The following is a 26,705-nucleotide window of genomic DNA, read 5'->3' on the forward strand; positions in this document are numbered from 1 at the left end:
GATCAGTGTATGAGGAGTGTTTTTATGGAAAACATCAGAAAGATAAGTCATTTCGCGGGACAAACCTTCGGAATCTGGGTCATTGTTTTTGCCGTGCTCGGATTTTCTTTCCCATCATTATTTTCTTGGATCAGTTCTTATATTACGATTTTTCTTGGCATTATTATGTTTGGAATGGGGCTAACACTGCAAACCGATGATTTTAAAGAGCTGATCAGAAAACCTTTGTATGTCATTATCGGAGTGATCGCCCAATATACGATTATGCCGCTTGTTGCTTTCAGCTTAGCCTATGGCCTGCATCTTCCCTCGGAAATCGCGGTAGGCGTTATTCTCGTTGGCTGCTGTCCCGGTGGAACTGCCTCTAATGTCATGACATTTTTAGCAAAAGGCAATACGGCCCTGTCTGTTGCTGTCACTACGATTTCCACCTTGTTGGCACCTGTTTTGACGCCGGTTTTGATTATGCTGTTTGCCAAGGAATGGCTGCCTGTCTCACCTGGCTCGTTATTTATTTCGATTTTGCAGGCTGTATTGATTCCAATCATTGCAGGCCTAGTCGTCAAAATATTTTTCAAAAAACAGGTAGCAAAAGCCGTTCATGCCCTGCCGCTTGTTTCAGTCATCGGTATCGTTGCCATTGTGTCAGCTGTTGTAAGCGGCAACCGGGAAAACCTGCTTCAATCAGGTTTGCTTATTTTTTCAGTAGTTATCCTGCATAACGGGTTTGGATATTTACTGGGATTTCTTTGTGCAAAGCTGTTAAAAATGGATTATTCGTCTCAAAAAGCAATTGCAATTGAAGTCGGCATGCAAAACTCAGGGCTTGGCGCAGCACTTGCCACGGCACATTTTTCACCGCTATCTGCCGTTCCGAGCGCGATTTTCAGTGTATGGCACAACCTTTCGGGCTCCCTGCTCGCTACATATTGGTCTAAAAAAGGTAAGAATCCAAAAGAAGATTCAAACAGCACAGAACTGTCTCTTTAACATTCTATTGTATATAAAAAGGTACATCACGTTTATCCGTGATGTACCTTTTTAATTTTATCCCTCTAATAAAAGCTGTTCAGGATCTTCTAGTAAGTTTTTAATTGTGACAAGGAATCCAACTGCTTCTTTACCGTCTACAATTCGGTGATCATAAGATAAAGCGATATACATCATCGGACGGTTTTCGAAACGCTCTTCATCAATTGCGACAGGGCGCAGCTGAATCTTATGCATACCCAGGATACCAACTTGAGGGCTGTTTAAAATCGGTGTCGACATGAGTGAACCGAAAGTCCCTCCGTTTGTAATGGTAAATGAGCCTCCTTGCAGCTCACCAAGGGTCAATTTATTGCTTCTCGCTTTTTTCGCAAGCTCGCCGATTTCTTTTTCAATGCCTGCAAATGTCAGGCGGTCTGCATCACGTACAACTGGAACGACAAGTCCTTCCTCAGCTGCGACAGCGATTCCGATATCATAGAATTTTTTAACAATCAGCTCATCGCCTTGAATTTCTGCATTCAAGAGCGGATATTTTTTCAAAGCCGCTACAACAGCTTTTGTAAAGAAAGACATAAAGCCGAGCTTCACTTCATTTTGCTCAAAGAATTGGTCTTTGCGGCGTTTTCTAAGATTCATAACAGCCGTCATGTCAACTTCATTAAATGTAGTCAGCATCGCAGATGTTTGCTGTACTTCGACTAGACGTTTTGCGATTGTCTGTCTGCGGCGTGACATTTTTTGCACTTCAACAGGCTTTTCAAAGCTTTGCTGTGTTTTTTGAGCCTGCGGCTGCTGTTTTTGCTGAGAAGCTGGTTTCGCCGCCGGTTTTTCATACGCCTCAACATCCTGTTTGCGCACTCTTCCAAGCGGGTCGCCAGTCGGAACCTGAGACAGGTCAATCCCTTTCTCTCTCGCCAGCTTACGGGCAGAAGGAGATGCGATTGTTCTTGATTTTGCTTCAGTTTGCGCTTCCTGGCTCACTTCTTGCGCCGCTGGTTCAGCTTGCTTTTCTTCTTTTTCACTTTCTTTGCTTTCAGCCTTCTCTGAAGGAGCAGGGGCAGAACTTTCACCCGCGCCTTCTGTAATGGTACCGATAATTTCTCCAACTTGGACGGTATCACCCGAATCTTTCAATACCTCTTGAAGAACACCCGATTCTTCTGCTGTCAATTCAACATTTACTTTATCCGTTTCAAGTTCAAGCAGATATTCACCCTGTTCTACATAATCACCGGGCTGCTTTAACCATTGGGCTATTGTTCCTTCTGAGATTGATTCTGCTAATTCAGGTACCTTAATTTCCGCCATTTTTTCATTTCCCCCTTAGTTTTTGCGAGTCAAGCTATCAGATACAATACGTTCCTGTTCTTTTTTATGAACTGTCGGATCTCCCTCTGCAGGACTGGATCGTCTTCTTCGTCCAATATATTGAACGCTTACTCCTTCTGGTGCAAGTTCTGTCAAATAAGGGCTGATGTAGCTCCAAGCCCCCATGTTCTGCGGCTCTTCCTGAACCCAAACGATTTCTTTTAGGTTCGGGAGCTTTGCAAATAATTCTTTGACTCCTTTTGCAGGGAATGGATACAGCTGTTCAATTCTCGCAATGTGAAGCCACTCTTTCCCGTCTTCTAACTTGTTGAAATGATCGCTGATGTCTATAGATACTTTACCGCTGGATAATACGAGCCGCGTTACTTTTTCATACTCATGAGAAAGTCCTGACTGTTCGTAAACAGGCTGGAAGCGGCTTTCGCTGAGCTCCTGCACTTCAGAAACGGTATTCGGATTGCGCAGAAGGCTCTTCGGCGTCATGATGACGAGCGGACGAATTTCCTCACGCAGCAGCATTTTAGCCTGTCTTCTTAATATATGAAAATATTGAGCGGCGCTTGTCAGGTTGGCAACCGTCCAGTTATTCTCAGCAGCTAGCTGCAGGAACCGCTCGATTCTACCGCTTGAATGCTCAGGGCCCTGTCCCTCATAACCGTGCGGCAGCAGCATCACTAATCCGGATTTTTGGCCCCATTTTGCTCGTCCGGCAGAAATAAATTGGTCAAAGTACACTTGAGCAGCATTGGCAAAATCCCCATACTGCGCTTCCCAAAGGACAAGTGTTTCAGGTGAATACACATTATAGCCGTATTCAAAACCGAGTACAGATCCTTCAGACAGCGGGCTGTTATGAACGGCAAATGATGTGTCACAATCTGACAAATGGTGCAGCGGCACAAATTCCTTGCCTGTCTCACTGTCGTGAAGCACAAGGTTTCTTTGGGCAAACGTTCCGCGCTCAGAATCCTGTCCTGTTAATCGAATCGGTGTTCCGTCTTTCAGAATGGAAGCAAACGCGAGAGATTCAGCCAATGACCATTCCACTTTTCTGTCATCATCAAACGCTTTGGCCCGTCTTTCCAAAATGCGTTTTAGCTTACCGAATACATTAAACGACTCCGGCCAATTGACCAGTTCGCCATTCAGCTTGCGGAGCACATCAAAATCAATAGATGTATCTACATCCGGAAAGCCGTTTGAAACAGGTTCCGGAAGTTCTATTTCACTGGCGATATGTTCCTTTTTAGCCGGCACTTTTTGATAAGCGTCTTCTATGCGTTTCGTTACCGACTTTTCAATGTTTTGAACAACTTCCTCGGTTAGCACCCCTTCTTTAACGAGCTTTTCCGCGAAAATATGTTTGACAGTCCGATGCTTTCTTACAGCGTCATACAGCATCGGCTGAGTAGTTGACGGCTCATCCATTTCGTTGTGTCCATAGCGTCTGTACCCGATCAAGTCAATCAGAAAGTCCTTGTTGAATGTTTTTCGGTATTCTACCGCAAACTTAACAGCTGAAAGACAGGCTTCAGGATCGTCCGCATTTACGTGAACAATCGGAATTTCATAGCCCTTCGCCAGGTCACTGGCATAGTTTGTTGATCTTGATTCAGCGCTTTCTGTTGTGAATCCGATCATGTTATTGGCGATAATATGAATCGCACCGCCGACTTGATACCCTTTTAAAGAGCTTAAATTCAATGTTTCAGCTACAATTCCTTCCCCCGGGAACGCAGCGTCTCCATGAATTAAAATCGCAAGTGATTTTGTTTCATCCTGAACCGGATATCCGCTTTGTGTTCTTGTTTCCTGCGCCGCTCTTGTGCTGCCTTCAACAATCGGATTGATAAATTCCAAGTGGCTCGGGTTATTCGCCAGCGTAATGCGCGCTGACTTCGTTTCAGCGTCATGAAGCTCACGGTTCGCTCCCAGATGATATTTGACATCCCCCGTCCATCCGTAGCTGATGCCGATTGATCCTTCAGACGGGACAAGATCTTTGTTCGGCGCGTGCTGGAATTCTGAGAAGATGATTTCATACGGTTTGCCCAGCACATGTGCCAGCACATTCAGGCGGCCCCTGTGCGCCATACCGATGTTGACGCTCGTTGTACCTGATTTGACAGATTGTGCAATAATGTCATCAAGCACTGGAACGAGAGCGTCCAGACCCTCAATTGAAAAACGCTTCTGCCCGACGAAGGTCCGATGTAAAAATTGCTCGAATCCCTCTACTTCCATCAGTCTCTCCAGCACAGCTGACAGCTTTTCGGCTGAGTCCTTTTGGAACAATTCACCGGATTCAATCTTTTGAGTCAGCCATTCGCGCTCTTTAAAGTCGTGTACATGATCAAATTCAAATGAGATGGTTCTTTTATACGTATTTCGTAAATATTGAATGGCTTCTAAACCGTTCGTAATGTTTGTAGGAGCGTCTTTACAAATGACCGACGCAGGTATTTCTTTTATTTCCTCTTCTGTTAGCCCGTAATCGGATAATGGAAAGAGCTCGCTCTTTTTCCCATCCTTTCTGAGCGGATTGACGGAAGCGTTCAAATGGCCATAGGTTCGTATATCTTCTGCAAGTCTGATTGCTGATGCGATCTTTTGTATCAGATCGGCTGTAACACGTCCCTTTTCTTTTGTTCCCGTTGCCTCTTTTATATCGCTTGGAGGAGCTCCGAGTTCGTCGAACATTTCCTTCAGATCCGGATCAATGCTGTTCGGATCCTGGGTGTACTGATCGTAAAGCTCCAGGGCATAACCGAGGTTCGGACCGTAAAAATCTTCCCAATTCATTCGTTGTTTCATATTATTTTGAAACATTTGAATATTACCCCCAACCTAGATAATCAAGTGATTTATTCACTATCTTAAAATAACTTTCGAACACTGTGCCCAAAATTATGTAATAAAAACGCTTCCAACGATATTTTACCACTGTTTGCAATTTGATTCTACCTTGATTGTTCACAAAATAGTAAAAAACCTTTATAAAAAACAAAAAATTTAATCATTTAAAAAAAGAAACGCCAAAAAGCATAGAATAAAGGGTTATCCTATGCTTTTATGGAGCAGTTTTTTAAGAAGCGGATACAGTACATCCGGAAGCTGATCGACATCCGGGACAAATATACTGAACTTCCCGTACATATCCTGTATCGTTTTCATTTGTGATTCTTCAATTTCCGAGTTGGAGAGAAAAACATTTATGACTTCTATTCCTCTTTTTCGAGCTTCGATAACCGCTTCACTTGTATCGACAATTCCATTTTGCTCATAACCAAATGCGGCCGGCTCTCCGTCAGAGAACACGATTAAGAATTTTTGCGCCTCGCTCCGCTGCAGCATTTTTTTCGTCATTTGCCTGATCGCATAGCCGTCACGGTTGTCTTCCTCAGGTTCAAGCTGCATTATCGCCGGTCCCGCCGCCTGTCTTAAGGATGACTGAAATGGAATTACCGTATTAAAATAGTTCGGCTGACTCGTTTCGGTCGCATCGTTTGTATCCTCCCAGAAACCGACAATTTGATGCGGGACTGCTACCGACTTCAGGGCTTCGTGAAACAATACGATTCCCCGCTTTGTTTCATCTATTTTGTCGAACATGCTGGCTGAACAGTCGACCAGCAATGTGAAAACAGCGTCAATTTCTGAAGAAGGCTCTTGTTTTTTGTAAAAAAGACGCGGATTCCGCTCCGTAAAATAACGGAGAAGCTTGTTGTTCAGACGGCCCGCGTGAAGGTCAGTCCTTGGCAGCGTTTTTTTGTGTTCAAGCGTTTTTTGAATCATCTGTTTCAAACGCTTCTGATACGATTCGATCGATTTTGCCTGCTGTTTATAAGAAAGCTCTTCATCTTGTGTTGCAGGCTGCGGTTCTTTATAAATCGCAAACGCGAATTTATTTTCCTTTCCGTCGGCAAGACCCGCACCGTTCGGCTGGTCTTTTTTGGACTCCAGCGCTTCCAGTTTGGAATAGTCTTTTCGTTTTGTCTGTCTGGCTGAACCTTGAACAGAGCCGAGGGCCTGGTCTCCATCGTCCCCTTCTCGAGAAGCATCTTTTCCTAAATCAGATTTTGCGCCGTGTTCAATATCAAATTGAAGGAAGCTTTTAGACGGCGCTTCTGTTTCACGGTGCCAAGTCGGCATTTCTTCATCGTGAATATCTTCATCGCCGTCTGACTTTTTCGGAAGCGTTATGTCATCGCTCAGCTTCGGCGCTTTTTTCTCTTCTTCAAATAACGGCTGCTCTGCAGCTTTTGCATAATCTAACTCAGGCAAAAAGAAGTATGTATTCAGCATGTCTTTATCAAGCACCTCTTCAAGTCCGTCCATGATATCTTCGACAATTTTCAGAACGTGATGTGTAGAATCAGCTTCATACACACGCAAGAGCTGCTGTTCGATAAACGGACGCATCAGATCAATATCATCACGCATAGACGGGATGGCTTCCAGAGGCGATTCCGCCGTCAGCTTGACATACATGGCGCAAAAGAGCGCATCCGTAAAAATGCTTCGTTCTAAATTTAAAGTCAGCTGCGTGGAGAAATGTTTTCTGTACATGTCTTTTCGTTTTGCAAATACATGCTTTGTACCAGGACGCTCGTGTTTGATACATTCTTCAATTCTGATGTCCTCAAGCAGCATAAACAGCTGTTTGGCAAAGCTTTTGTACGTAAGATTGTGCTGGATATAATCCAAAAGGCTCGCAAACTCTTGCAGCGAGCTGTATTTTGTTCCGACCGATCGAAGGTAGACATCGCTTTTGAGACCTGCTTCCATATCTTCAGCTGCTCTGTCCTTCCAAAAGTGGCTCATGTAGATTTTTTTTTCAAATGGGTTGTAGTAGGACTGAACGCCATACTCCACTTCCACTGCCTCACTTTTGGTGAGCGTTTTGGCCAAATCGGTCAGCATCATAAATAAAAACGAGTCAATTGTGCTGTCATTAAATTTGATAAATTTCATCGCACATCCCTCATTCAAACAGAGTTTCTGCGATATTTCGGACCGCCGCCTTTTCACGGTCATCGTCAAGCTTCTCTACAATTCCGCGTTCGATGGCGCGTAGCGGCGGAATATAAGCGGCTAAATCACACGTATCAATTAAAGCTCTGATGGATGCCGCTTCTTCAGACACCTGCCCGTTATTGGCCTGAACGATCAAATCAGAAGACAGCGTGATAAACCGGTCAATCAATTTCTCATCATGAAGAGCAGACTGAGACATGAGTACTTGTTTCAGCAGCTCGCCCTTAATATACGGCACATCAATGATGACAAAACGGTTTTTAAGCGCTTCATTCAGCGGAACGGTTCCGACGTAGCCTTCATTGATGGCAGCGATGACTCCAAACCCTTCTTTTGCCCGAACGACTTCTCCTGTAAACGGATTTGTCATCATTTTTCTGTAGTCCAATACACCGTTTAAGATGGGCAGGGTTTCCGGTTTTGCCATATTAATTTCATCTATATAAAGAAAGTGGCCTTCATTCATGGCCGTTGTCACAGGTCCCGAGACAAACTCGATCGTCGCCTGGCCAGATTGATTTTCAATGGTTTTATAGCCGACCAGCGCTTCAGCATCCAAATCAACTGAGCAGTTGACACTGTGCATTGGTTTATGAAAATAGCTGGACAATGTTTCTGCCAGCTTAGTTTTACCTGAGCCTGTAGGTCCTTTTAACAGGATATTTTTCCCCATCGCTAATGCGATAATGGCATCGAATAAAATGGCTTCATCCTCCGCCTCATAGCCTGATGTCCCGATAAGCGATTGAAATTCTGGAGAAATCGGCTGGCTTTTATATGATAAAAGCTTATTTTGTATATCCTCCGGCAATGTTAAGTGCTGCAATTGAGATGTCATAGACAGTTTTCCTTTCCTATTCGTATTCCATTAACGAGTATACTAAAAAAGCCCCTGTATGCTCAATACAAAAGGGCTCCCGCTATATTACTGTTTCTCGTTATTGCCAGAAAGCGCTCCGCAGACAATTCGCGCTCCTGAATTTCCGCTCGGATTCGTCAAATAGTCGTCAGCCTGTTCATGAATAATAAACGCGCTGCCATCCTGGTCGAGAATATTCAATTTGCTTCCTTTTTGTAAAGAGGTTTCAGGCGCATTCATAATAACATCTACTTTCCCGTCTGCGCCGACTTCAAGATTCGGAAGATCTCCGGCATGATGTCCCATCGGATTATTGAAGCCGTGTTCTTTGTTCAGCGGATTAAAAGGTCCGCCCGCGGATTCAAAATCCGGCCTGACACATGATCCTTTTTCATAAATATGAAACCCGAGTGAAGCCCCAGGTGTCAGGCTGTGTGCTGAAATGTGGAAATCGAGCCCTTCGTCTTCTGACTCTTTTATTTCAATAAACCCGACTTTTTTGCCTTCTCTATTGACCAACTGAATCTGATGACGAAACGCTGAGGTTTCTATTACCTTTTTTTCCGGTACCCGCCGCGGATGATCAGGAGGTGTTTCCTGATTGCATCCCGCAAGACCCAGTGCCGTCAGCACGATAAGGAGCAAGAAACGATTCATGCTGTCTCCCCCTTGTTTTTTCTAACAGTCTGGTCAATCATATTCCGATATAAACTAAAAAAAGCCTTTTAAAAGGCTTTTACATTAGGGCAGCAGGACGTCCTGCCCAAACGCCCCGTCTGTCTAATGTCGATGCTCAAAGTTTAAAAATAGCTTCGTGCTCCCAGGTAGCGCTGTTTCCAATACGAATTACTGAGATTGGAAATGCCCACACCGTCGGAGCTTGCATGAATAAAATTGCCGCCGCCCAAGTAAATCCCCATGTGAGACGGTCCGGATTTATACGTCGTAAAGAAAACAAAGTCTCCGACTGACGGCTGGCTGACTTTTTGCATCACATTCCAGTACCCTGCCGTGCTCAGCCTTGAAATAGATGATACTTTATTAATGAGGTAATAAATATAACCGCTGCAATCGAAACCGGAAGGCGTATTTCCGCCCCAGCGATACGGAACACCGACATATCTTTTTGCCTCCGTTATCATTCTGTCAATCTTTGTTCCTATTTGAACGTTTGATCCTGGTTTGTCTTTCGGGACTGTCTTATTGGAATGATTTGATTTAGTCGTTCCTGAAATGGTGAGAACCTGTCCGATTCGCAGCACATCACTAGACAAATTGTTCTTATCACGGATACTTTGCACAGTGACGCCCAGCTGATTCGCAATCTTCCATAACGAATCACCCGATTTCACTTTGTATGTAGTTGTTTTTGAAGAATTTGAGTTTGACGGCTTTTTGGAACCGCTGCTACCGCTATTGGATGAGCTGCTTTTTTTTATTTTCAATACTTGCTTAGGATAAAGTGTATCTGATGTTAAGCCATTTAAGGTTTTCAATTCGGCCACCGTCATATTTAAACTGTTTGCGATTTTCCACAGAGAATCACCAAGCTTTACAGTATATGTACCTTTTGATGAGCCTGCAGAATTTGAACCGTTGCTTTTTTTCTGCCCATTCGAACCATTTGAACTGCTTGTCCCTTTCATTTTCAGTTTTTGGCCGGGACGAATCAAATCACTGCTCAGGCTGTTTAAGCTTTTAAGCTCTGAAACACTCATTTTATGATTTTTGGCAATCATCCATAAGGAATCACCATATGCTACGGTGTATGTTGACGTTTTGCTTGAGTTTGATGGGGATGTTTTGCTTTTTTTGCTGCTTTCAGGAACTTTAAGGCTTTGGCCGACATAAAGCATTGACGATTTCAATTTGTTTTCTGATTTCAGTGCTGAAATACTCGTATGATACTGGCGCGAAAGTTTCCAAAGAGAGTCACCGCTTTTCACCTTTATCGTTTTTGCGTCCGCGGGTGCTGCTGCCATCGATGACCCAACAACAGCGGAAACAGCCAAGCCGGCTATGATCTTCTTTTTCATTCATTTAACCTCCTAAACTTTTTATGAGACAAACAGAAATAATTAGTATTCTGTTTCCAAAAATGGCACACATACGTTTTATCGTCACTTTTTTAGCGTTATAAACTAATTTATATAGATCGGCAGCAAATTCAGCTTCGTTCGACCTTAAACCTTTAGATAAACACCTAATACTTTACATAATTTGTATAGGTTTATCGAAAGTCTAAGGAACTATTTAAGCGGGGGTAAAATGATTGGTTTATGCTGATGAAAGAAGCAGATTTCCCTCCTTTCCTGTCTGTTTTTCTTTCAATTCTCTATCAAAGTGTCAAATCCCTTCTTCTGACTGCAACTCTGCCCAGCTTTCCGAAACAGTTAAAAGCCTGTCCATTACAAATGAACAGGCTGTATACACTATGCGTTAGCTGATTGAGTATTGTGTTTAACATATTCAAGAATGCTGTCGGCAGCTTTTTCAGAACCGCCTGCTGCTTTCAGTGACTGACCAATTGCTTTTGCTTTCTCAGCATAAACAGGATTGCTGATCACTTCTTGAATGGTTTCTTTCAGAAGGTTTTCAGACAACTGTTCTTTATTCAGCACTTTCCCCGCACCTACTTGTTCCACCTGTTTTCCGACAGCGAATTGATCAGCTCCCATCGGAATGACAATGAGCGGTGTTTCAAAATACAAGCCTTCGCTTGTGCTGTTCATTCCGCCGTGGGTGACAAACAAACTGGCTCTTTTCAGAATTTCAAGCTGCGGCACATACGGGCGCACAATAAAATTGTGAGGAATATCGTTTAACTCACTTTGTTTAACATGTTTCCCAATGGACAGCACAACTTTTCCGTCAAAGTCTTTGCACACCTCGAGACATTGATTGAAAAACTCTTTTTGATTATTAAAAATAGTTCCCATAGAAATAAACAGCACGTTTTCATTGTCAATCTGATCGAATGGAAAGTCATTGCTTTTGGCTCTTTTTGCAATTGAAGGACCAACAAAAACATAATTTTCTCCGAATTGCTCAGCCATTGGCTGAAATTCTCTTGACGTAAAGACAATCGTCAAATCTCCATCGGACGAAAAAACGTCAAACGGCTTGGTAATGCCCGCTTGAAACTCGGCATTTAAGGTTTCTGCGAGCTGCTGATAGGATTCGTAATAAGGTGAGTCTTCAAATGGTCTGCTATTGAAGGTGTCCTTCATTTCCTTTAAAAAATCCTCATTCATCGCAAAGGTCGTACATAATGAAAATCTAGGCAGTTTCAGCAGATTGGCAATGATTTTACCGGTCAGGAAATGGTGATCATATATGACATAATCATATGATTCGTTTTTCACTTCATTATAAATATGGGTGGCGATGTCCTTACACCCTTTCAAAAAGGCGCATATCATTTCGGCAAAATCTCTTTCTTCATTACCAGTTGCGTTTTTTCCGAAATAATCTTCTCTAAAATCGTTATATTCCCGAAATTCAATATCAAGCGCGGTGATTTTTTCTTCATATTCCTTTACTGCATAGTAAGTAATGTTTTCTCCTCGTGATTTCAGCTCCTTCATTACACCGATAGACGGATTAATATGGCCCTCTCCCGGAAAACCGATCATTAATACATTAGCCATGCGGCACACCCTTCCGTTAAAATTTATGTAATATTTTATACAGTACTATAAATACAAAATCAGGTAAAGTATTTAACTTGATTAATATTAATCCAATGTAACTTTTATACTAGGTTACATTTCCCGACTTTCTATTTCCAAGAAAAAAAGCATTCAGTATGGCATGAATGCTTTTAAAAAAGAGTTCTATTCCAGTCATTTTGTCTCATGAGACGAAAGCTGTTCGGGTCCTTTTGTTTATTTTTATGTTCTCGGTGAGATGAGCGGATATAACACACCGTCCTTCGCAAACGACATCTTGCCTGTTTCCTCAGAAACAACCAGCACAAGCGCATCTGTATATCCAGACATCCCCAAAGCCGCACGGTGCCTGGTCCCCAGATGGATATCCACTTCTTGTGTCGTCAGCGGGAGAACGTTTCCGGCTGAGACGAGTGTATGATCCCTCACTAATAAAGCGCCGTCATGAAGAGGGTTTCCCGGGAAAAAGATGCTTTCAATTAATGAAGCACTGATTTCTGCATGAAGCGATGTTCCTTTTTGAATAAATTTGTCAACCGGGTCTGTCCTTTCAATGACAATTAACGCGCCATGCTTATTTTCCGATAAATTTTTAATCGCCTTGGCCAGTTCCACAAATGACGGTGTAAATTGTTCAATATATGATTGCAAATAAAAAGATGAGGCAATGCCGTGCATATTCTGAAAAATACGTCCCAAGTCATCCAATTCACAAAGGAGGCATTGATCTTTTTCGTGTAACGTTTTCAAAATAAGAGAAGCATCCCCTAATATCTGTTCTAAATGCGATTGTATCTTTGCCGTGAATACACTTTCTGTCATCTGTTCATAATGCATGGGCCTTCATCTCCTTTTCATATTTTCAACTTTGCACGCATGCTTATCTTATTGATGTACATTCTATTGGTAAAGGAGGTATGTAAAGAATGGAAATGGAAAGAATCATTCAATATATCTGCACCTTGTTAGGCGTTATTTCGCTTTCTTTTATTTATGCCCAAATGTTTAGAAAAACGAAACCGACAAAAAAAGAATAGGCCAGGCGTTCATTGCTTTTTATACATAAAATGTTATAATTTCTCTCGTTATGATAAAGAAACGGGGATCAATGTATGAAAGAAACCAAAAACGCCGGACAAAAGATAAAGCAGCTTTTGCACATTTTAATTCCGATTTTAATCACTCAGGCGGGGCTTTCTCTCATGACCTTTTTAGATACGGTGATGTCAGGGAAAGTCAGCGCCGCCGATTTAGCCGGTGTGGCCATTGGATCAAGTCTTTGGACGCCTGTCTATACTGGACTGGCAGGTATATTAATGGCAGTCACGCCGATTGTCGCACAGCTATTAGGTGCTGATAAAACCAAACAAATTCCCTTTACTGTCTTACAGGCTGTGTATGTGGCCGCGCTTCTAAGCATCGCCGTTTTAGCGGTTGGATATGGAATAGTTGATCCTGTTCTGTCCCGGTTGAACCTTGAGGCACACGTATATGACATTGCTAAGCACTTTTTAGGGTTTTTATCTTTGGGGATTTTCCCTTTATTTGTTTACACCGTTTTGAGATCGTTCATTGACTCATTAGGAAAAACACGAGTGACCATGATGATTACACTATGTTCACTGCCGATTAATTTTGTGTTAAACTACGTATTTATTTTCGGAAAATTCGGCATGCCTGCCCTAGGCGGAGTCGGCGCCGGAATTGCATCAGCGCTTACGTATTGGTGCATCTGTATCATCAGTTTTATCATCATTCATAAAGCAACGCCGTTTTCTGGATATGGCATTTTCCTTACCATGTATAAGTTCTCTTGGGAAGCGTGCAAAAATATGCTGAAAATCGGACTGCCCATCGGATTTGCCGTGTTTTTTGAAACGAGCATCTTCGCGGCTGTCACTTTGCTGATGAGCCATTTCAATACAGTGACCATCGCGTCCCATCAGGCCGCCATGAACTTTGCGTCACTTTTATATATGCTGCCGCTCAGCGTGTCCATGGCGTTAACGATAGTTGTCGGGTTTGAGGCCGGAGCAGCTCGTTTTAAAGACGCTCGCTCTTACAGCTTTATCGGCATCATGATGGCAGTAGGCTTTTCTTTGTTAACAGCTGCCTGTATCCTTTTATTCAGAGAGCAAATCGCAGGTATGTACACCTCTGATCCGGATGTCCTCCGGCTAACGCAGCACTTTTTAATTTACGCGCTGTTTTTTCAGCTTTCCGATGCTGTGGCAGCACCTATTCAGGGCGCCCTCAGAGGATATAAAGATGTCAATTATACACTTGCTGCCGCTTTTATTTCTTATTGGGTTATCGGCCTTCCTGTCGGTTATGCGGTCGGCACGTTTACAGGACTTGGCGCGTTCGGTTATTGGATCGGGTTAATTGCAGGGCTAGCGGCAGGAGCAGTCGGGCTGTTTTTCAGGCTGGTTAAACTGCAGAAGCGTTATTTATTGAAACAGGAATTTTAAAAGAGGTGATATGATATGGCACAAAATCAGAGATTATATGAGTATCTGTCTCAGCATGCAGAAGAAATAAGTTCTACATGGTATGAAACAATCGAGGAAACTGATCCGAATTCAATCTATGCATCAACAGACCCGGCCGTCATTAAAAATTTAAAGAGCCAGAATCTTGCTTTCAATTATAAGATCAGCCGTATCTTTATAGATGAAGAAGAGGTATACTTGCCCATTCTAAAAGCCTGGGCATTTGAAGTCACTCAGGATCAGGAGCATTTAAAAACGCCTATCCACTATATTATCCGTGAGTTTGTCAGAGTGAGAGACTTGTATATTTCCTATATGAAGGACTTTGTTCATATCAATCAGGATACCGTGAAAAGCGAAGAAGCCGAGGATTTGTATCACACTCTTATTAAGGCGTTTGATCTTGTGATTCATATTTTTATAGAAGAAATGTACAAAAACACAAGTCTTCAGCTTCAAGCCCAGAAGGATATGATCACTGAATTGAGCGCCCCGGTAATCGTGCTGTTCCACAGTGTGGGACTGCTTCCGTTAATCGGTGATATTGATACCGTCCGCGCTAAATTGATCATGGAAAATACATTGAATCAATGTGCGAAAAAAAGGTGACGCAGCTTTACATTGACTTGTCCGGAGTAGCGGTAATTGATACCATGGTTGCCCACCAGCTGTTCAGTCTGATTGAGGCGCTGCGTTTGATCGGCGTTTCATCCACATTATCGGGGATCCGCCCGGAAATTGCGCAAACCGCGGTTCAGCTCGGTTTGTCATTTGAGGACATCTCACTGAGATCTACTCTTGCATCAGCGATTGCATCTGACTTGAAATTAAAAAAGGTATAAGGTCCCCTCAAGGGCCTTATACCTTCTTTTTTTTAGTCATTCCATTGATATGTCCAATACACTTCTTCTTCAAACCATGTTGCCATAACAGGTTCATTGTTTTTCAGTTTTTCCTCAAGCTCGCGGAGCATACCTTCCGTCTGGGTGCGATGAGCTCTTAACGCGTTCATTTTAATATCTGCCACTTCTTTGATATCAAGTACGACGTCTGCTTCGCCAAGCACCTCTTCCCTATTGCGTGTAATAGCCATGCATAGTGTGCGCGGACGGTCTTCTTTCTTTTTGCGGTACAATGCCCGGATGACCGCTTCCCCGCATGCATCATGGTCAGGGTGCACGCCATGTCCCGGATAAAATGTGACAATTAAGCTTGGTTTTACATCATCTATGATTTCTTCCATGATATCAGCTAAATATTCATCGTCTTCAAACTCAAGCGTTTTATCCCGAAGTCCGAGCATTCGCAAGTCATTAATATCCATTTCTTTGCAGGCGTTGATAAGCTCTTGTTTTCTTAATAATGGCAAGGTTTCCCGATTAGCAAAAAATGGATCTCCCATATTTCTGCCCATTTCGCCTAACGTAGCGCAAGCATATGTAACGGGCACATCTTTTTTTCTGTTTAAAGCAATCAGACCCGCCACACCGTATGATTCGTCATCAGGGTGAGGCAGGATTACAAGCACGTGTTCTTTCATTATTTTTTCACCCTTTTCTTTAAACTGTGAACGGTTTTTCACTGATTTGAAGTGAAATTGCCAGTTTTCCGCCCGGCAAGTGTCCTGCCATTAATAAGCGGTTTTCTTCATCCACTGTGTACTCAGTCAGGCCTTCAGCATAAATCCAGCCCTCTTCTGTTTTTAAGCCGACCCGGTAAGGCCCGCTCCCTTTGATTTTAGCTTGATGATAGGTTACCTTCGCATTGCGTATATAAGCAACAACCGTCATGTTTTTTTCATTTAAATGTGCCGAGTAAGAACCGGTTGTGGTTTCTAAATGGATATATACAGGGCGGTCCGCATATCGTTCTAAAGATGCTTGCACATCTTCTTTTATGATTGCTTTCATAATTGCTCCCCTCTTTCTTCTTTTAAATACTGTACGCGTTCTGTATGTAATTTGACCAGTTGATATTTGACAGCCGGTTCCAGCTGTGAATTCACAATGCGCTGTATAGCAGCGTAATATTTTTCCAGCATAGGTTTACGGAGTCTCGGATGTGTTCTCTTATCCAAAAGCTCAAGATCAATTGCCTCTGTAACCGCTTCTGCATCTTCGTTTGAGAAAGAGCGGCTGTTCCATAGCGAGGCGTATGCTTTTACTATTTCTATATCATTGTCCATCGTCCTGCTCCTTTATGTCTTACATACATGAAATGATTATACATAATATATACTCAAACTGAAAAGCCAAAGGCTCAATGGCTTTTTGATGCCCGTTTCCATTTCACTTGTGAAAACGTAAACAAGACTAATGCAGCCCATATACAGGCAAAGGTAAATGCCTTCGAGCTTGAAAATGGCTCATGGTAAATGAACAGCCCGATCAGCAAGGTGATGGTCGGTGCAATATATTGCAATATACCGACTTGATACAGCGGCAGCCGCTTTGCCCCTTCAGCAAACAATAAGAGCGGCAGCGCGGTAAACACACCCGCAAAAAAGAGAAGCACCCATGCCCCTCCGCTTTCTGCACCCGCAGGCTGAATATGGCCGCTAAGCAGCAAATACCCCAATGCAATCGGCATAATCATGAATGTCTCCAGCGTTAAACCGATAGCGCTTGAAAGACTTGTTCTTTTTTTGGTAAATCCGTATAAGCCGAAGCTGAATGCTAGCAGCAGCGCGATGTACGGAATGGAGCCGTATTGAAACGCAGAAATAATAACGCCGGCTGCCGCTATCGAAACTGCAACCAATTGAAGGCGATTCAGCTTTTCCTTTAAAAACAAAATGCCGAGAAGAACTGACACAAGCGGATTGATGTAGTAGCCAAGACTTGCTTCAAGCAGAAATCCATGATTGACAGCCCATATGTATACAAACCAGTTAACCGAAATGAGAATTGAAGCGAGAAATAAAGATAGTATGCCTCCGTTCTTTTTTAAAGACCGCAGCTCATGCCACCCCGTTTTCCATTGACGCAAGAAAAAAAGCACGATACACATAAAAACAAAAGACCAAATGATACGGTGAGCTAAAATATCAAGTGCCGGCAGCTGTTCAAGAAGCTTCCAATAAAGCGGAAACAGCCCCCACATCGTAAAGGAAACGGCTGTGTAAAGAACACCTTTTTTTGTTTCTGATTGATGCATATTTTGTCCCTGCCTTTCTTTAGAGCATCTTATATTATATCACGTGAAAGATCGAGCAGGCATATACTATTTTGTCCGTGAAGAAAGGTGTGACGAAGATGTTTGAGTGGAACAAGTACTTTCCTTTCCAAAATCAATTTTCCAAGGAAGCATTAAAAAAGGCCGATCCAAAAGAGGTTGAGCATTATGTAAACAGTGTAATGGAAAGTGTGTTCGGAAGTGATTACGCGGCTCAATTTCCATTTCGCGATCCTCTCCCGACTAAAGAAAAAACACAGCGCACCGAACCTGATATCGATATATTCGAAACAGCAGACCATGTGTTTGTAAAGGTTTCAGTAAATGAAAGCCAGCTGGAACAGCTCAAAATTAAACATACATCTCATACATTACTGATTGAACATTTCCCGGGTTTGACCCATCCTAAAAAAGTAAATCTTCCCTGTCTTGTCAAGCGGAAAGGAACGAAAGCCGTATATAAAGACGGCCATCTGGAAGTCATGTTTCATAAACAGCAGGACTACAATATGTCCGAGGTAGAAATTATGCGATAAAAAAACGGCCTGCACAGAAGCAGGCCGTTTTTGCTAATAGAAACCGGGATAACCTCCGCCATACGGTCCTCCGGGGCCGTATGGCGCACCTCCGTAACCGTAAGGAACAGGCGGATACGCATAGGGACGCGGATAATTAAAAAGAGCACTCCCAAGAAAACCGCCTAATAAACCGCCGACTAAAGGAGCGCCAAACAAAAAAGGGTTTCGTTCCGGGTATCCGGCCGGACCTGGGTTCCCGCGATAATACGAGTGTTGAGGGTACATGATTATTTCCTCCTTTATGTCTGCCTATATGTAAGATATTCATCCAGGAAGAAAAACGATTGGGCTATTGTTATATTGATTCTTACTGATAAAGCATTATTACAAAAATAGTCCGGCCAATAAAACACAGCCCAGTCCTGTTATCGAGAGGACCGTTGTGAGCAGCGTCCATGTTTGAAACGTTTCCTTCATGCTCAAGCCGTCAGAAATAACAAAATAAAAACCACGGCAGCAATGATAAACATCGGCATGGCTAACCTCCATTTTCATGTTGTTTTTGACAATATCTCCGGATGTTTGTTAGAAAGCGTTTTCGTTTTTTGGTGAAATAGGATCTTCGTGGTGATATAATTGTCATCTTTTGATCAACTATTATTTCATGCTAATCTCCTAATCAATTACTGCCAATAATATTTATGATTTCATAGGCTGTCAGACAACAACGTAGTTATATATTGATCAATTATTGGTTATATGTTATGTTTTTATCTATCAATTGGCTTCAGATAACAAAACAATGTGATAACATGCTGATAAAATCAGTGTCACAAAAGGAGGAATTCAAATGCCATTATTACGTTTCGATCTGATAGAAGGCCGTGATCAAAAAGCATTACAATCGCTATTAGACACTGCTCATCAAGCGATGGTAGAAGCGTTTGGCGTACCGGAGAGTGACCGATATCAAATTGTGCACCAGCACCCCCCGAATGAGCTCGTGATTCACGATACCGGATTAGGATTTCATAGAAGCAAGGATTTGATCGTGATCAGCATTACAAGTAAAACAAGAACAAAGAGCCAAAAAGAGAAATTATATGCCTTGCTGGCAGAAAAACTAGAAGCAGAATGCGGTATTTCCCCGGAAGACCTAATGGTTTCCATTACGGAAAACGGTGATGCTGATTGGAGTTTCGGGCTCGGCGAGGCACAATTTTTGAATGGTAAGTTATAAGATGGTGAAACTTCTTCATCTGCTTTACACTTAGCAAATGTCCAGTCAATGAAATAAAAAAAGAGAGATCCTTATTCAAGACCTCTCTTTTTTTATTTCTTTTTCAAAAAAGCAGAAATAACCAGAATGAAAACAGCCAGCAAAACGAAATATAACGGTGTGATCCAGATTTGATGGATAGAATCAGGGTCTCCCTTTTTATAACCAGTTTCGATGCCTATGTAATTCCAATGAAAGCTGACAGGGTTTTGATCGTATATATAAAATTCAGGCAGATAGAGTTCCGGTTTGCTGATTTGAACAACAAGATAAATGATGATTCCCATTAACAACAGGATAGCTGTTAGTAACTTTTTCACGGAAGGACCCTTTCCTATTTTTGTATGTTGACATCATCCTAACATCTCTTTTTATATATGTAAAATAAAAGCTGATTCATAACATGGCTCCTAAAATAAAAAGTCATGTAAACGGTATGACCCACTTACATGACTTTCTCACTGAAACAAACCCTTTCTGCGGATGCTCTGTTTCTTTCCATTATTTCTCTTCTTCGCACACTGTAACACCAGGCTCACAAAATTGATCGGCCCACGCTTGCATTTCTTGAAATACGGCTTGCAGCGCGGTTCCTTTTTCAGTCAGCGTATAGATCACTTTTACCGGTGTCTCGGGTAGAACCCGGCGTTCAACAATTTCGTTTTGTTCTAGCTCTTTAAGGCGCTCTGCCAGCATTTTTTGGCTGATCATCGGTATGGTTTCCGTTATCTCTTTAAATCGTTTCGGCCCATCCATTAGTACATGGATGATCAGACCGTTCCATCGTTTTCCCAGCAATGAGAAAGCTGACTCCATTTTAGGGCACATTGTATTTCCCACTAGTCTTCATCCCTTCATCTATTGTTTGACAAGTATTCACTGATCCATTAAAATGATCTTTCAAGTTACATTTAGTAAGCTTCTAACTTTTCTATTATCATACCACGTTTACCCGAAGGAGGAAACATTATGACTGATACTCTGGACATTTTGCAAGCACGGGCATCTGTTAAGGAATATGATACGAATGCCCCGATCTCTAAAGAGGAACTGACTGATCTTTTGGAGCTCGCCACTAAAGCGCCTTCTGCATGGAATCTGCAGCACTGGCATTTTACAGTTTTCCACAGCGATGAATCAAAAGCGGCTCTTCTGCCTGTAGCATATAACCAAAAACAAATTGTTGAATCTTCTGCTGTTGTTGCCATTTTAGGCGATCTAAAAGCAAATGAAAACGGTGAAGACGTTTACGCTGAACTGGCAAACCAAGGTTTCATTACGGATGAAATCAAACAAACGCTTCTTGGCCAAATTAACGGTGCTTACCAAAGTGAACAGTTCGCACGCGATTCCGCTTTCTTAAATGCTTCATTGGCTGCTATGCAGCTTATGATTGCCGCAAAAGCGAAAGGTTATGACACCTGCGCAATCGGAGGATTTAATAAGGAGCAGTTCCAAAAGGAATTTGATATCAGCGAGCGCTATGTTCCGGTGATGCTTATTTCTATCGGGAAAGCAGTGAAACCTGCACATCAAAGCAACCGCTTGCCTCTATCAAAAGTATCAACTTGGCTGTAAATCTAAGAAAAACCTTAGTCCGTATAAACACGGACTAAGGTTTTTTTATTGAAACGTATCTTTGTACCATTGGCGAGCCTGTTCAGCTTCATGCTGTGTGAGCTGATGGCCCCCATCCTGCCAAAAAACAGAAGCAGATGCCCCGCTGTCAAGCAAACAGCGATGAAGCTCTTCCGATTCTTCCTTTGTGCAAAGCGGATCATATTTTCCCGCCCCAATGAAAACAGGAAGCCCTGTCATATCGGGAAGCTCAAGCCCCCGTATCGGCACCATAGGATGATGCAGAATAGCCCCCTTTAAAACATCCGCATAATGAAAAAGCAGGCTCGCCGCGATATTTGCGCCGTTTGAGTAGCCGACTGCAATCACTCGGCTCCGGTCAAACTGATGCGTTTGTGCCGCCTCGTCGATAAAATCTTTCAATTCTTTTGTCCGCTCAACGAGATCCTTTTCATCAAATACACCTTCCCTAAGGCGTTTGAAAAAGCGCGGCATTCCATTTTCGAGCACTGATCCCCTGACACCCAGCAAATGAGCATCCGGATCTATAAAACGGCCCAATGAAAGGAGATCATGCTCATTTCCTCCGGTTCCATGTAACAGCAGTAAGACGTTATCAGATGTCCCTTTTTCAAAAATATGCTTCATCATGTCCCCTCCTACAATTCAGGCAAAATATCTGTAATTTGTTTGCGGTGTTGCTCCAGCCATTCAGGCAGCTTTAAGGATGTCCCCAGCTCATCAAACGTTTCATCTGTCATAAAGCCTGGTTCATCTGTGGCAATCTCAAATAGGATGCCGCCTTTTTCCCTGAAATAAATTGATGTGAAATACTCCCTGTCCAGAATTTCTGATGAAGGGAGATGTTTTTCAGCAATCATCGGCTGCCACTTGGCCTGCTCCTCACTCGTTGTCCGAAACGCTATATGATGAACTGTTCCATAACCGCCGACGCCTCTTTTTTCCGGCTGCAAATGAACGTCAATCACGTTTCCGACAGCCGCTGCGGATTTCAGTCTAACGATCTGATCTTCTTCCGCTACTTTGCTGTATCCGAAGCTTTCCGCTAACAATTGAATCGTTGCTTGCGGATCATAGGAGTACAGCAGCACGCCTCTCATTCCGGTGATGGCTTCATGTTCTGAAATGCCGTCAGGTGTCCACTCGCTTTTTCCGCTTTCGCCGTCTTCCATGATTGCTAACGGAAGGTCTTCTGTATCATCAAAGATCAGCGCGTGTTCCCCGCATAGCATTTTCTCCTCTGCATTCAGTCCATTATTTTGAAGGCGTTCCTTCCAGAAAGCCAGAGAGCCTTTAGGGACTGAAAAGTAAATCCGGCCGGCTTGGCCTTTCCCTACCGTCCCCTGCCCGCTTCCTTGAAACGGGAAAAAGGTAATAATTGTCCCTGGATCTCCATTTTGATTCCCAAAGTAAAAATGATATGTTCCCGGGTCATCGAAATTCACTGTTTTTTTAACAAGCCGAAGCCCGAGCACTTCTGTATAAAATCGCAAATTTTCTTGCGGATCTCTGGCAAATGCTGTGACATGATGCAATCCTTCTGTTTTCATCTTTTCACTCCTAAATTATCTTGATTTCGAGATATTTATTATTTTAACCCTATAATGTGCAGGATGCAAACCATGTGATTTAATTAAATAATTGAAAAAATCATTTTTTTCTAATAATTATCTTGTGATCTTATCTTACAACTGCTAATATAGTGAGCATTATCATCTTTCAGGAGGAAAGTAAATGGTTAAAAAAGCACTTATTGTTATACTCATCATTTTACCATTCATTCAGCTTGCACTTTTGCCGTTTGTGAATCGAATCGAACCGATTATTTTCGGCCTTCCTTTTTTCCATTTTTGGCTGCTGCTGTGGATTATTATTACGCCGGTATGTTCGTTTGGCATTTACCTGGTGCAAAAAAAAGATGGAGGAATTGAATGATGCAAGGAAATCTCACTGCACTTATGATTACGGCTATTATCGTATTAACTGTTGTCTGTATCGGATTTCTCGCCGGGAGAGACAAATCATCGCGAACCTCGGTGGAAGAATGGTCTGTCGGCGGCAGACGTTTTGGAGGCCTTCTCGTTTGGTTTTTAGTAGGCGCTGACCTTTACACGGCATATACTTTCTTAGGCCTGACCAGTACGGCTTACACAGGCGGAAGTGTTGCATTTTTTGCTATTCCTTACTCTGTATTGGCTTATTTTATCGCCTATTTCTTCCTGCCGAAACTTTGGAAAGTTGCAAAAATTCACAAATTAACAACTCTCGCTGATTATGCGCGGGAACGTTTTGACAGCAAGCTGTTGGCAAGTCTCGTCGCAATTGTCGGTGTCCTGATGCTTATCCCATATATCTGTCTTCAGCTTAGCGGAATTCAAGATACGCTTCAGGTGGCGGGCACTGGCTATATCAACGTAAAGTTCGTTGTGATCATCTCATTCATTCTAGTTGCTCTTTACACGTTTTTCAGCGGGATTAAAGGGCCTACTTTTACAGCCATTATTAAAGATATTTTAGTATGGGTGATTATGCTGTTTATGGTCGTTTCCCTCCCTCTTATTCATTTCAACGGCTGGACGCCGATGATTGATACATTGGTGAAGGAAGCGCCGCAAATGCTGACGATACCGACAGAGGGCCCAAAAGGCATCCCTTGGTTTATTACAGCATCTATTGTATCCGCCTTGGCACTTTTTATGTGGGCGCATGCCGCTACAGGTGTATTTACGGCGAAAAGTGCCGATGCAGTTAGAAAAAACAGCATGTTTTTGCCGCTTTATAACATCGTTTTAATCTTAGTTATTTTCCTTGGTTTTATCGCTTTTCTTGTGCTGCCGGAAGATACAAATCCAAGACTGGCGCTGCTGCATCTGATTCAGACGTCTTACGGCGGCGTGGCACAAGGTTTTGCATACGCCACTATCGCCCTAGCTTCATTGATCCCCTGTTCGATCATGGCTATCGGGGCATCGAATTTATTTGCCAATAACTTATACCGTGACTTGATCCATCCAAATGTGTCACAAAGCAAACTGACCCTTATTACACGTTCCATGGTGTTTGTCGTGATCGGTCTTGCTCTTCTATTTGGAATGCTGTTCCCGACTGCCTTAGTAACACTTCAGCTTTTAGGCGTTTCCGGTATGGTGCAGATCTTCCCGGCGATTGCCGTCAGCTTATTCTGGAAGAACCAAACGAGAGAGGCAACAGTGATCGGATTATTAGCCGGCCTTGCGGTTACGTTTACTGTGTATATCACTCAATCTGCACACGGCATTTATGAAGGTTTCTGGGGATTGTCCGCCAATATCATCGCTGTAATCATTCTCAATCCGCTGTTTGTAAAAAGAGCAGGTTCAAATCCAGTCAAAGAAGGTTTATTTGGTAAAAAAACTGAACCGAATCCGAATCAGAAGGGTGCTTAAAAAAAGCCATACGCGGTAGCCGCGTATGGCTTTTTTACATTTCTTTTTTCAGCGTTTCAATTGCTTTTTTCATTTGCGTATCATTATTTGACAGCTTTTGTTGTAGTTCTGTCATTAGTTTTGTTGTAGTATCGCCAGTCAGCACGCCTGTTTGTTTCAGATTCTCTTTTTTCTGGAACTGTTTGACGACTGATACAAAATCTTGATCATACGTACTGTTTAGCTTCACCTGATAGCCAAGTGCTTTCAGCATTTGCTGAGCGACTTTGACTTCAGTGCCTGTATTGCCTGATTTGTACGTTTTATCAGCGTCCAAATATGGGAGCTTCGCGTAATCAGGAAGCTCTGCTTTCACTTGCGGCTTGATGCCTTTTTTATGAATCCATTCACCGTCAGCAGTCAGCCATTTGGCCATTGTCAGTTTGACTGTTGAGCCATCCTCATACTCTTTTGCAGTTTGCACTGTGCCTTTTCCGAATGTGGTTTCTCCAATTAACGGAATGCCTGACGATTCATGAAGGGCAGCGGCCATGATTTCTGCAGCGCTCGCTGTTCCGTCATTTACTAAAACGACAGTCGGCTTGGTGACTTTTCGTTCTTTTTCCGCTTTCATGACTTCTTTTGAGCCGTTTTTGTACTCAACCTGCATAATATTTTTACCTTTATCAATAAACAGATTGCTCATTGTAATTGCCTGGTCCATTAAGCCGCCCGGATTGCCCCTCAAGTCTAAAATATAGCCTTTGGCACCTTTTTTCTCTAAACTGTCGATCGCACTTGTCAGCTCTTTAGCAGTTGTTTCAGAGAAAGAAGTGATTTGAATCTCACCGATATTGTTGTCTTTCATCTCAGAATAGACGGTCTCAACAGGAATCGTATCGCGCTTAATGGAAAGATCAATCTCTCCCACACCCGCTCTGTTCAGCTCAAGCTTCACTTTTGTGCCCTTTTTGCCGCGGATTAAAGCAACGGCTTCATTTACATTCATGCCTTTTACGCTTTTACCGTTTACTTTCAGGATTTGATCCTTCGGTTTGATTCCGGCTTTTTCAGCAGGTGAACCTTTGATTGGCGCAACAATAAGGATTTCACCGTCTTTTTCCTCTACTTGCGCTCCTATTCCTTCAAAGGATGCAGAAATGCTTTCTTCGAATGATTTTCCTTCCTCTTGATCCATATAGGTAGAGTAAGGATCGTCCAGAGACTCAATCATTCCTTTAATTGCTCCGTCTACTAATTTGTCATCATTTGTTTCCTTGTAATAATCACTTTTGATTTGCTCATACGCTTTATTTAATTTATCGAACTTACTATCTCCTGCGCTTGTTGATTTCTGGCCCAGAATGCTTGAATTGCCCGTAATAAATAAAGTCAGCGCTGAAGCGACAACCGCAGTGATCAGCACAACAAAAAACAGTTTCAATTGCCGTTTCAATTAAACACCACCTTTTCTTCTTACATTATTATCATGGACGATTTCCTATTCGTCAACTCGGAGCAGAAAATATAGAGATCCGCCCTTCTTTATCGTTTCATAAACCTATGTCTTTTCACGACATATAATAACGAAAAAGGAGGATACCATTTTGAGCCGATATTTAGAAATGCTGTCCTTATTCGGTGTTTCAGGTGCACATCCAGGCGGGCTTGCTTTTTCAAAAGCCGTATTGCAAAAAGCGGCACCTCCGCCTGATCAGCCGATTCTTGATGCCGGATGCGGGACGGGGCAAACTGCGGCTTATTTAGGACATTTGCTTTATCCTGTCACAGTCGTTGATAAAGACCCTGTCATGCTTGAGAAGGCGAAAAAAAGATTTGCAAATGAAGGGCTGGCCATCCCTGCATATCTTGGAGAGCTGGAACATCTTCCGTTTTCTTCGGCGTCCTTTTCCTGCGTCCTGTCCGAATCCGTCCTCAGTTTTTCCCATCTGACATCCTCCCTTCAAGAAATTAATAGAGTATTGAAGCCGGGCGGAATGCTGATCGGTATTGAAGCGGCGCTTAAAAAGCCGATGCCTCCGCGCGAAAAGAAGCAAATGATGGACTTTTACGGTTTTACAAAGCTTTATAACGAATCGGAGTGGATGGAATCGATTCATTCCCATGGATTTCAGAAAACAGAAACGATCACCCTTTTGCCGGAAGATATGGAATTTGAACCGACGACAGAAATGGATGTATCGCAAGCAATCGCTCCTATCTACTATGAAACGCTTCAGTCCCATTATGACCTCATGCAGGCATACAGCGAGTATATGGGTCATTGTATCTTTATCGCATACAAGTAAAACGGCGCTTCACCCCCTCTTTTCGTCCAACCTTTTTTGTT

26 protein-coding genes and 2 pseudogenes are annotated in these 26,705 nt (G+C 42.8%); 9 read left to right on the plus strand and 19 right to left on the minus strand.

Features of this window, described 5'->3' with window-relative positions; translation table 11 throughout:
• The first annotated feature begins 24 nt into the window (after positions 1 to 24).
• On the plus strand, positions 25 to 990 hold the full coding sequence (locus tag AU387_RS18510; protein WP_059336570.1) for a bile acid:sodium symporter family transporter: 966 nt from the start codon (positions 25 to 27) through the stop codon (positions 988 to 990).
• Positions 991 to 1,047: 57 nt separating this feature from the next.
• Here the strand turns inward: AU387_RS18510 and odhB are convergent, their stop codons facing one another.
• The 8 genes from odhB to cdaS all read right to left on the minus strand — a co-directional run bounded on the left by odhB (position 1,048) and on the right by cdaS (position 12,726).
• Positions 1,048 to 2,301: a 2-oxoglutarate dehydrogenase complex dihydrolipoyllysine-residue succinyltransferase gene (odhB, locus tag AU387_RS18515; RefSeq protein WP_059336571.1), complete on the minus strand. Its 1,254-nt coding sequence runs from the start codon at positions 2,299 to 2,301 to the stop codon at positions 1,048 to 1,050.
• 15 nt (positions 2,302 to 2,316) lie between these two features.
• Positions 2,317 to 5,151, minus strand: coding sequence for a 2-oxoglutarate dehydrogenase E1 component (gene sucA / locus AU387_RS18520; RefSeq protein WP_059336572.1), 2,835 nt, complete (start codon positions 5,149 to 5,151; stop codon positions 2,317 to 2,319).
• A 228-nt stretch (positions 5,152 to 5,379) separates the two neighbouring features.
• Positions 5,380 to 7,296: a vWA domain-containing protein gene (locus tag AU387_RS18525; protein WP_059336573.1), complete on the minus strand. Its 1,917-nt coding sequence runs from the start codon at positions 7,294 to 7,296 to the stop codon at positions 5,380 to 5,382.
• A 10-nt stretch (positions 7,297 to 7,306) separates the two neighbouring features.
• Entirely contained in the window at positions 7,307 to 8,197 is an 891-nt protein-coding gene (locus tag AU387_RS18530) for an AAA family ATPase (protein WP_010334584.1), read from the minus strand.
• A gap of 87 nt (positions 8,198 to 8,284) precedes the next feature.
• Positions 8,285 to 8,875, minus strand: a complete 591-nt coding sequence (locus AU387_RS18535) for a superoxide dismutase family protein (protein ID WP_059336574.1) — start codon at positions 8,873 to 8,875, stop codon at positions 8,285 to 8,287.
• A gap of 143 nt (positions 8,876 to 9,018) precedes the next feature.
• Positions 9,019 to 10,254, minus strand: coding sequence for a C40 family peptidase (locus tag AU387_RS18540; protein WP_059336575.1), 1,236 nt, complete (start codon positions 10,252 to 10,254; stop codon positions 9,019 to 9,021).
• A 396-nt stretch (positions 10,255 to 10,650) separates the two neighbouring features.
• Positions 10,651 to 11,868, minus strand: coding sequence for a macrolide family glycosyltransferase (locus AU387_RS18545; RefSeq protein WP_059336576.1), 1,218 nt, complete (start codon positions 11,866 to 11,868; stop codon positions 10,651 to 10,653).
• A 243-nt stretch (positions 11,869 to 12,111) separates the two neighbouring features.
• On the minus strand, positions 12,112 to 12,726 hold the full coding sequence (cdaS, locus tag AU387_RS18550; protein WP_059293277.1) for a sporulation-specific diadenylate cyclase CdaS: 615 nt from the start codon (positions 12,724 to 12,726) through the stop codon (positions 12,112 to 12,114).
• A gap of 275 nt (positions 12,727 to 13,001) precedes the next feature.
• Here cdaS and AU387_RS18555 point away from each other — a divergent pair, with 275 nt between their 5' ends.
• Both AU387_RS18555 and rsbRC read left to right on the plus strand, forming a co-directional pair.
• Positions 13,002 to 14,360 (plus strand): MATE family efflux transporter, encoded by a 1,359-nt coding sequence (locus AU387_RS18555; protein WP_059336577.1) that lies wholly within the window; start codon positions 13,002 to 13,004, stop codon positions 14,358 to 14,360.
• Positions 14,361 to 14,375: 15 nt separating this feature from the next.
• A pseudogene (rsbRC, locus tag AU387_RS18560) lies at positions 14,376 to 15,223 on the plus strand (RsbT co-antagonist RsbRC).
• Positions 15,224 to 15,255: 32 nt separating this feature from the next.
• Here the strand turns inward: rsbRC and bshB2 are convergent.
• The 4 genes from bshB2 to rarD form a co-directional block, all read right to left on the minus strand.
• A complete protein-coding gene (gene bshB2 / locus AU387_RS18565) occupies positions 15,256 to 15,921 on the minus strand; it encodes a bacillithiol biosynthesis deacetylase BshB2 (protein ID WP_024121739.1) in 666 nt (221 codons plus the stop codon).
• A gap of 19 nt (positions 15,922 to 15,940) precedes the next feature.
• Positions 15,941 to 16,291: a YojF family protein gene (locus AU387_RS18570; protein WP_010334594.1), complete on the minus strand. Its 351-nt coding sequence runs from the start codon at positions 16,289 to 16,291 to the stop codon at positions 15,941 to 15,943.
• A complete protein-coding gene (locus tag AU387_RS18575) occupies positions 16,288 to 16,566 on the minus strand; it encodes a hypothetical protein (RefSeq protein ID WP_044155530.1) in 279 nt (92 codons plus the stop codon). Before AU387_RS18575 ends, AU387_RS18570 begins: the two co-directional genes overlap by 4 nt.
• A 74-nt stretch (positions 16,567 to 16,640) precedes the next feature.
• Complete coding sequence (gene rarD, locus AU387_RS18580; protein ID WP_059293280.1) at positions 16,641 to 17,537, minus strand: EamA family transporter RarD; 897 nt, start codon at positions 17,535 to 17,537, stop codon at positions 16,641 to 16,643.
• Between the two features lie 98 nt (positions 17,538 to 17,635).
• Here rarD and AU387_RS18585 point away from each other — a divergent pair, with 98 nt between their 5' ends.
• Positions 17,636 to 18,091 (plus strand): Hsp20/alpha crystallin family protein, encoded by a 456-nt coding sequence (locus AU387_RS18585; RefSeq protein ID WP_059293281.1) that lies wholly within the window; start codon positions 17,636 to 17,638, stop codon positions 18,089 to 18,091.
• Between the two features lie 33 nt (positions 18,092 to 18,124).
• Here AU387_RS18585 and AU387_RS18590 read toward each other — a convergent pair whose 3' ends face one another.
• Together AU387_RS18590 and AU387_RS21525 are read right to left on the minus strand one after the other, a co-directional pair.
• Positions 18,125 to 18,358, minus strand: coding sequence for a hypothetical protein (locus AU387_RS18590; RefSeq protein WP_044155524.1), 234 nt, complete (start codon positions 18,356 to 18,358; stop codon positions 18,125 to 18,127).
• A 99-nt stretch (positions 18,359 to 18,457) separates the two neighbouring features.
• Positions 18,458 to 18,559, minus strand: a pseudogene (locus AU387_RS21525) (GntT/GntP/DsdX family permease); the annotation flags it as partial.
• Between the two features lie 364 nt (positions 18,560 to 18,923).
• Here AU387_RS21525 and AU387_RS18595 point away from each other — a divergent pair.
• Positions 18,924 to 19,313, plus strand: coding sequence for a tautomerase family protein (locus tag AU387_RS18595; protein WP_059336578.1), 390 nt, complete (start codon positions 18,924 to 18,926; stop codon positions 19,311 to 19,313).
• 92 nt (positions 19,314 to 19,405) lie between these two features.
• On the opposite strand, the gene AU387_RS18600 is transcribed toward AU387_RS18595, so the two are convergent.
• Both AU387_RS18600 and yodB read right to left on the minus strand, forming a co-directional pair.
• Positions 19,406 to 19,672, minus strand: a complete 267-nt coding sequence (locus AU387_RS18600) for a hypothetical protein (RefSeq protein ID WP_024121747.1) — start codon at positions 19,670 to 19,672, stop codon at positions 19,406 to 19,408.
• Positions 19,673 to 19,853: 181 nt separating this feature from the next.
• Positions 19,854 to 20,192 (minus strand): transcriptional regulator YodB, encoded by a 339-nt coding sequence (yodB, locus tag AU387_RS18605; RefSeq protein ID WP_024121748.1) that lies wholly within the window; start codon positions 20,190 to 20,192, stop codon positions 19,854 to 19,856.
• A 129-nt stretch (positions 20,193 to 20,321) separates the two neighbouring features.
• On the opposite strand from yodB, the gene AU387_RS18610 reads away from it, so the two are divergent.
• Positions 20,322 to 20,930, plus strand: coding sequence for a nitroreductase family protein (locus AU387_RS18610; protein ID WP_024121749.1), 609 nt, complete (start codon positions 20,322 to 20,324; stop codon positions 20,928 to 20,930).
• A 45-nt stretch (positions 20,931 to 20,975) separates the two neighbouring features.
• Here AU387_RS18610 and AU387_RS18615 read toward each other — a convergent pair whose 3' ends face one another.
• Both AU387_RS18615 and AU387_RS18620 read right to left on the minus strand, forming a co-directional pair.
• Positions 20,976 to 21,578 carry an alpha/beta hydrolase gene (locus AU387_RS18615; RefSeq protein WP_044155519.1) on the minus strand — a complete coding sequence of 201 codons (603 nt, stop codon included), beginning with the start codon at positions 21,576 to 21,578 and terminating at the stop codon, positions 20,976 to 20,978.
• An 11-nt stretch (positions 21,579 to 21,589) separates the two neighbouring features.
• Positions 21,590 to 22,501, minus strand: coding sequence for a ring-cleaving dioxygenase (locus AU387_RS18620; RefSeq protein ID WP_044155517.1), 912 nt, complete (start codon positions 22,499 to 22,501; stop codon positions 21,590 to 21,592).
• Between the two features lie 184 nt (positions 22,502 to 22,685).
• Here AU387_RS18620 and AU387_RS18625 point away from each other — a divergent pair, with 184 nt between their 5' ends.
• Positions 22,686 to 22,886, plus strand: coding sequence for a DUF3311 domain-containing protein (locus tag AU387_RS18625; RefSeq protein ID WP_044155515.1), 201 nt, complete (start codon positions 22,686 to 22,688; stop codon positions 22,884 to 22,886).
• Positions 22,886 to 24,376 (plus strand): sodium:solute symporter family protein, encoded by a 1,491-nt coding sequence (locus tag AU387_RS18630; RefSeq protein ID WP_059336681.1) that lies wholly within the window; start codon positions 22,886 to 22,888, stop codon positions 24,374 to 24,376. Before AU387_RS18625 ends, AU387_RS18630 begins: the two co-directional genes overlap by 1 nt.
• Before the next feature lie 34 nt (positions 24,377 to 24,410).
• Here the strand turns inward: AU387_RS18630 and ctpA are convergent, their stop codons facing one another.
• Positions 24,411 to 25,811, minus strand: coding sequence for a carboxy-terminal processing protease CtpA (gene ctpA / locus AU387_RS18635; RefSeq protein WP_059336579.1), 1,401 nt, complete (start codon positions 25,809 to 25,811; stop codon positions 24,411 to 24,413).
• A gap of 151 nt (positions 25,812 to 25,962) precedes the next feature.
• Here ctpA and AU387_RS18640 point away from each other — a divergent pair, with 151 nt between their 5' ends.
• Positions 25,963 to 26,664: a class I SAM-dependent methyltransferase gene (locus tag AU387_RS18640; RefSeq protein ID WP_059293285.1), complete on the plus strand. Its 702-nt coding sequence runs from the start codon at positions 25,963 to 25,965 to the stop codon at positions 26,662 to 26,664.
• Positions 26,665 to 26,705: the final 41 nt, after the last annotated feature.

Source organism: Bacillus halotolerans (genome assembly GCF_001517105.1).
Taxonomy (GTDB): domain Bacteria; phylum Bacillota; class Bacilli; order Bacillales; family Bacillaceae; genus Bacillus; species Bacillus halotolerans.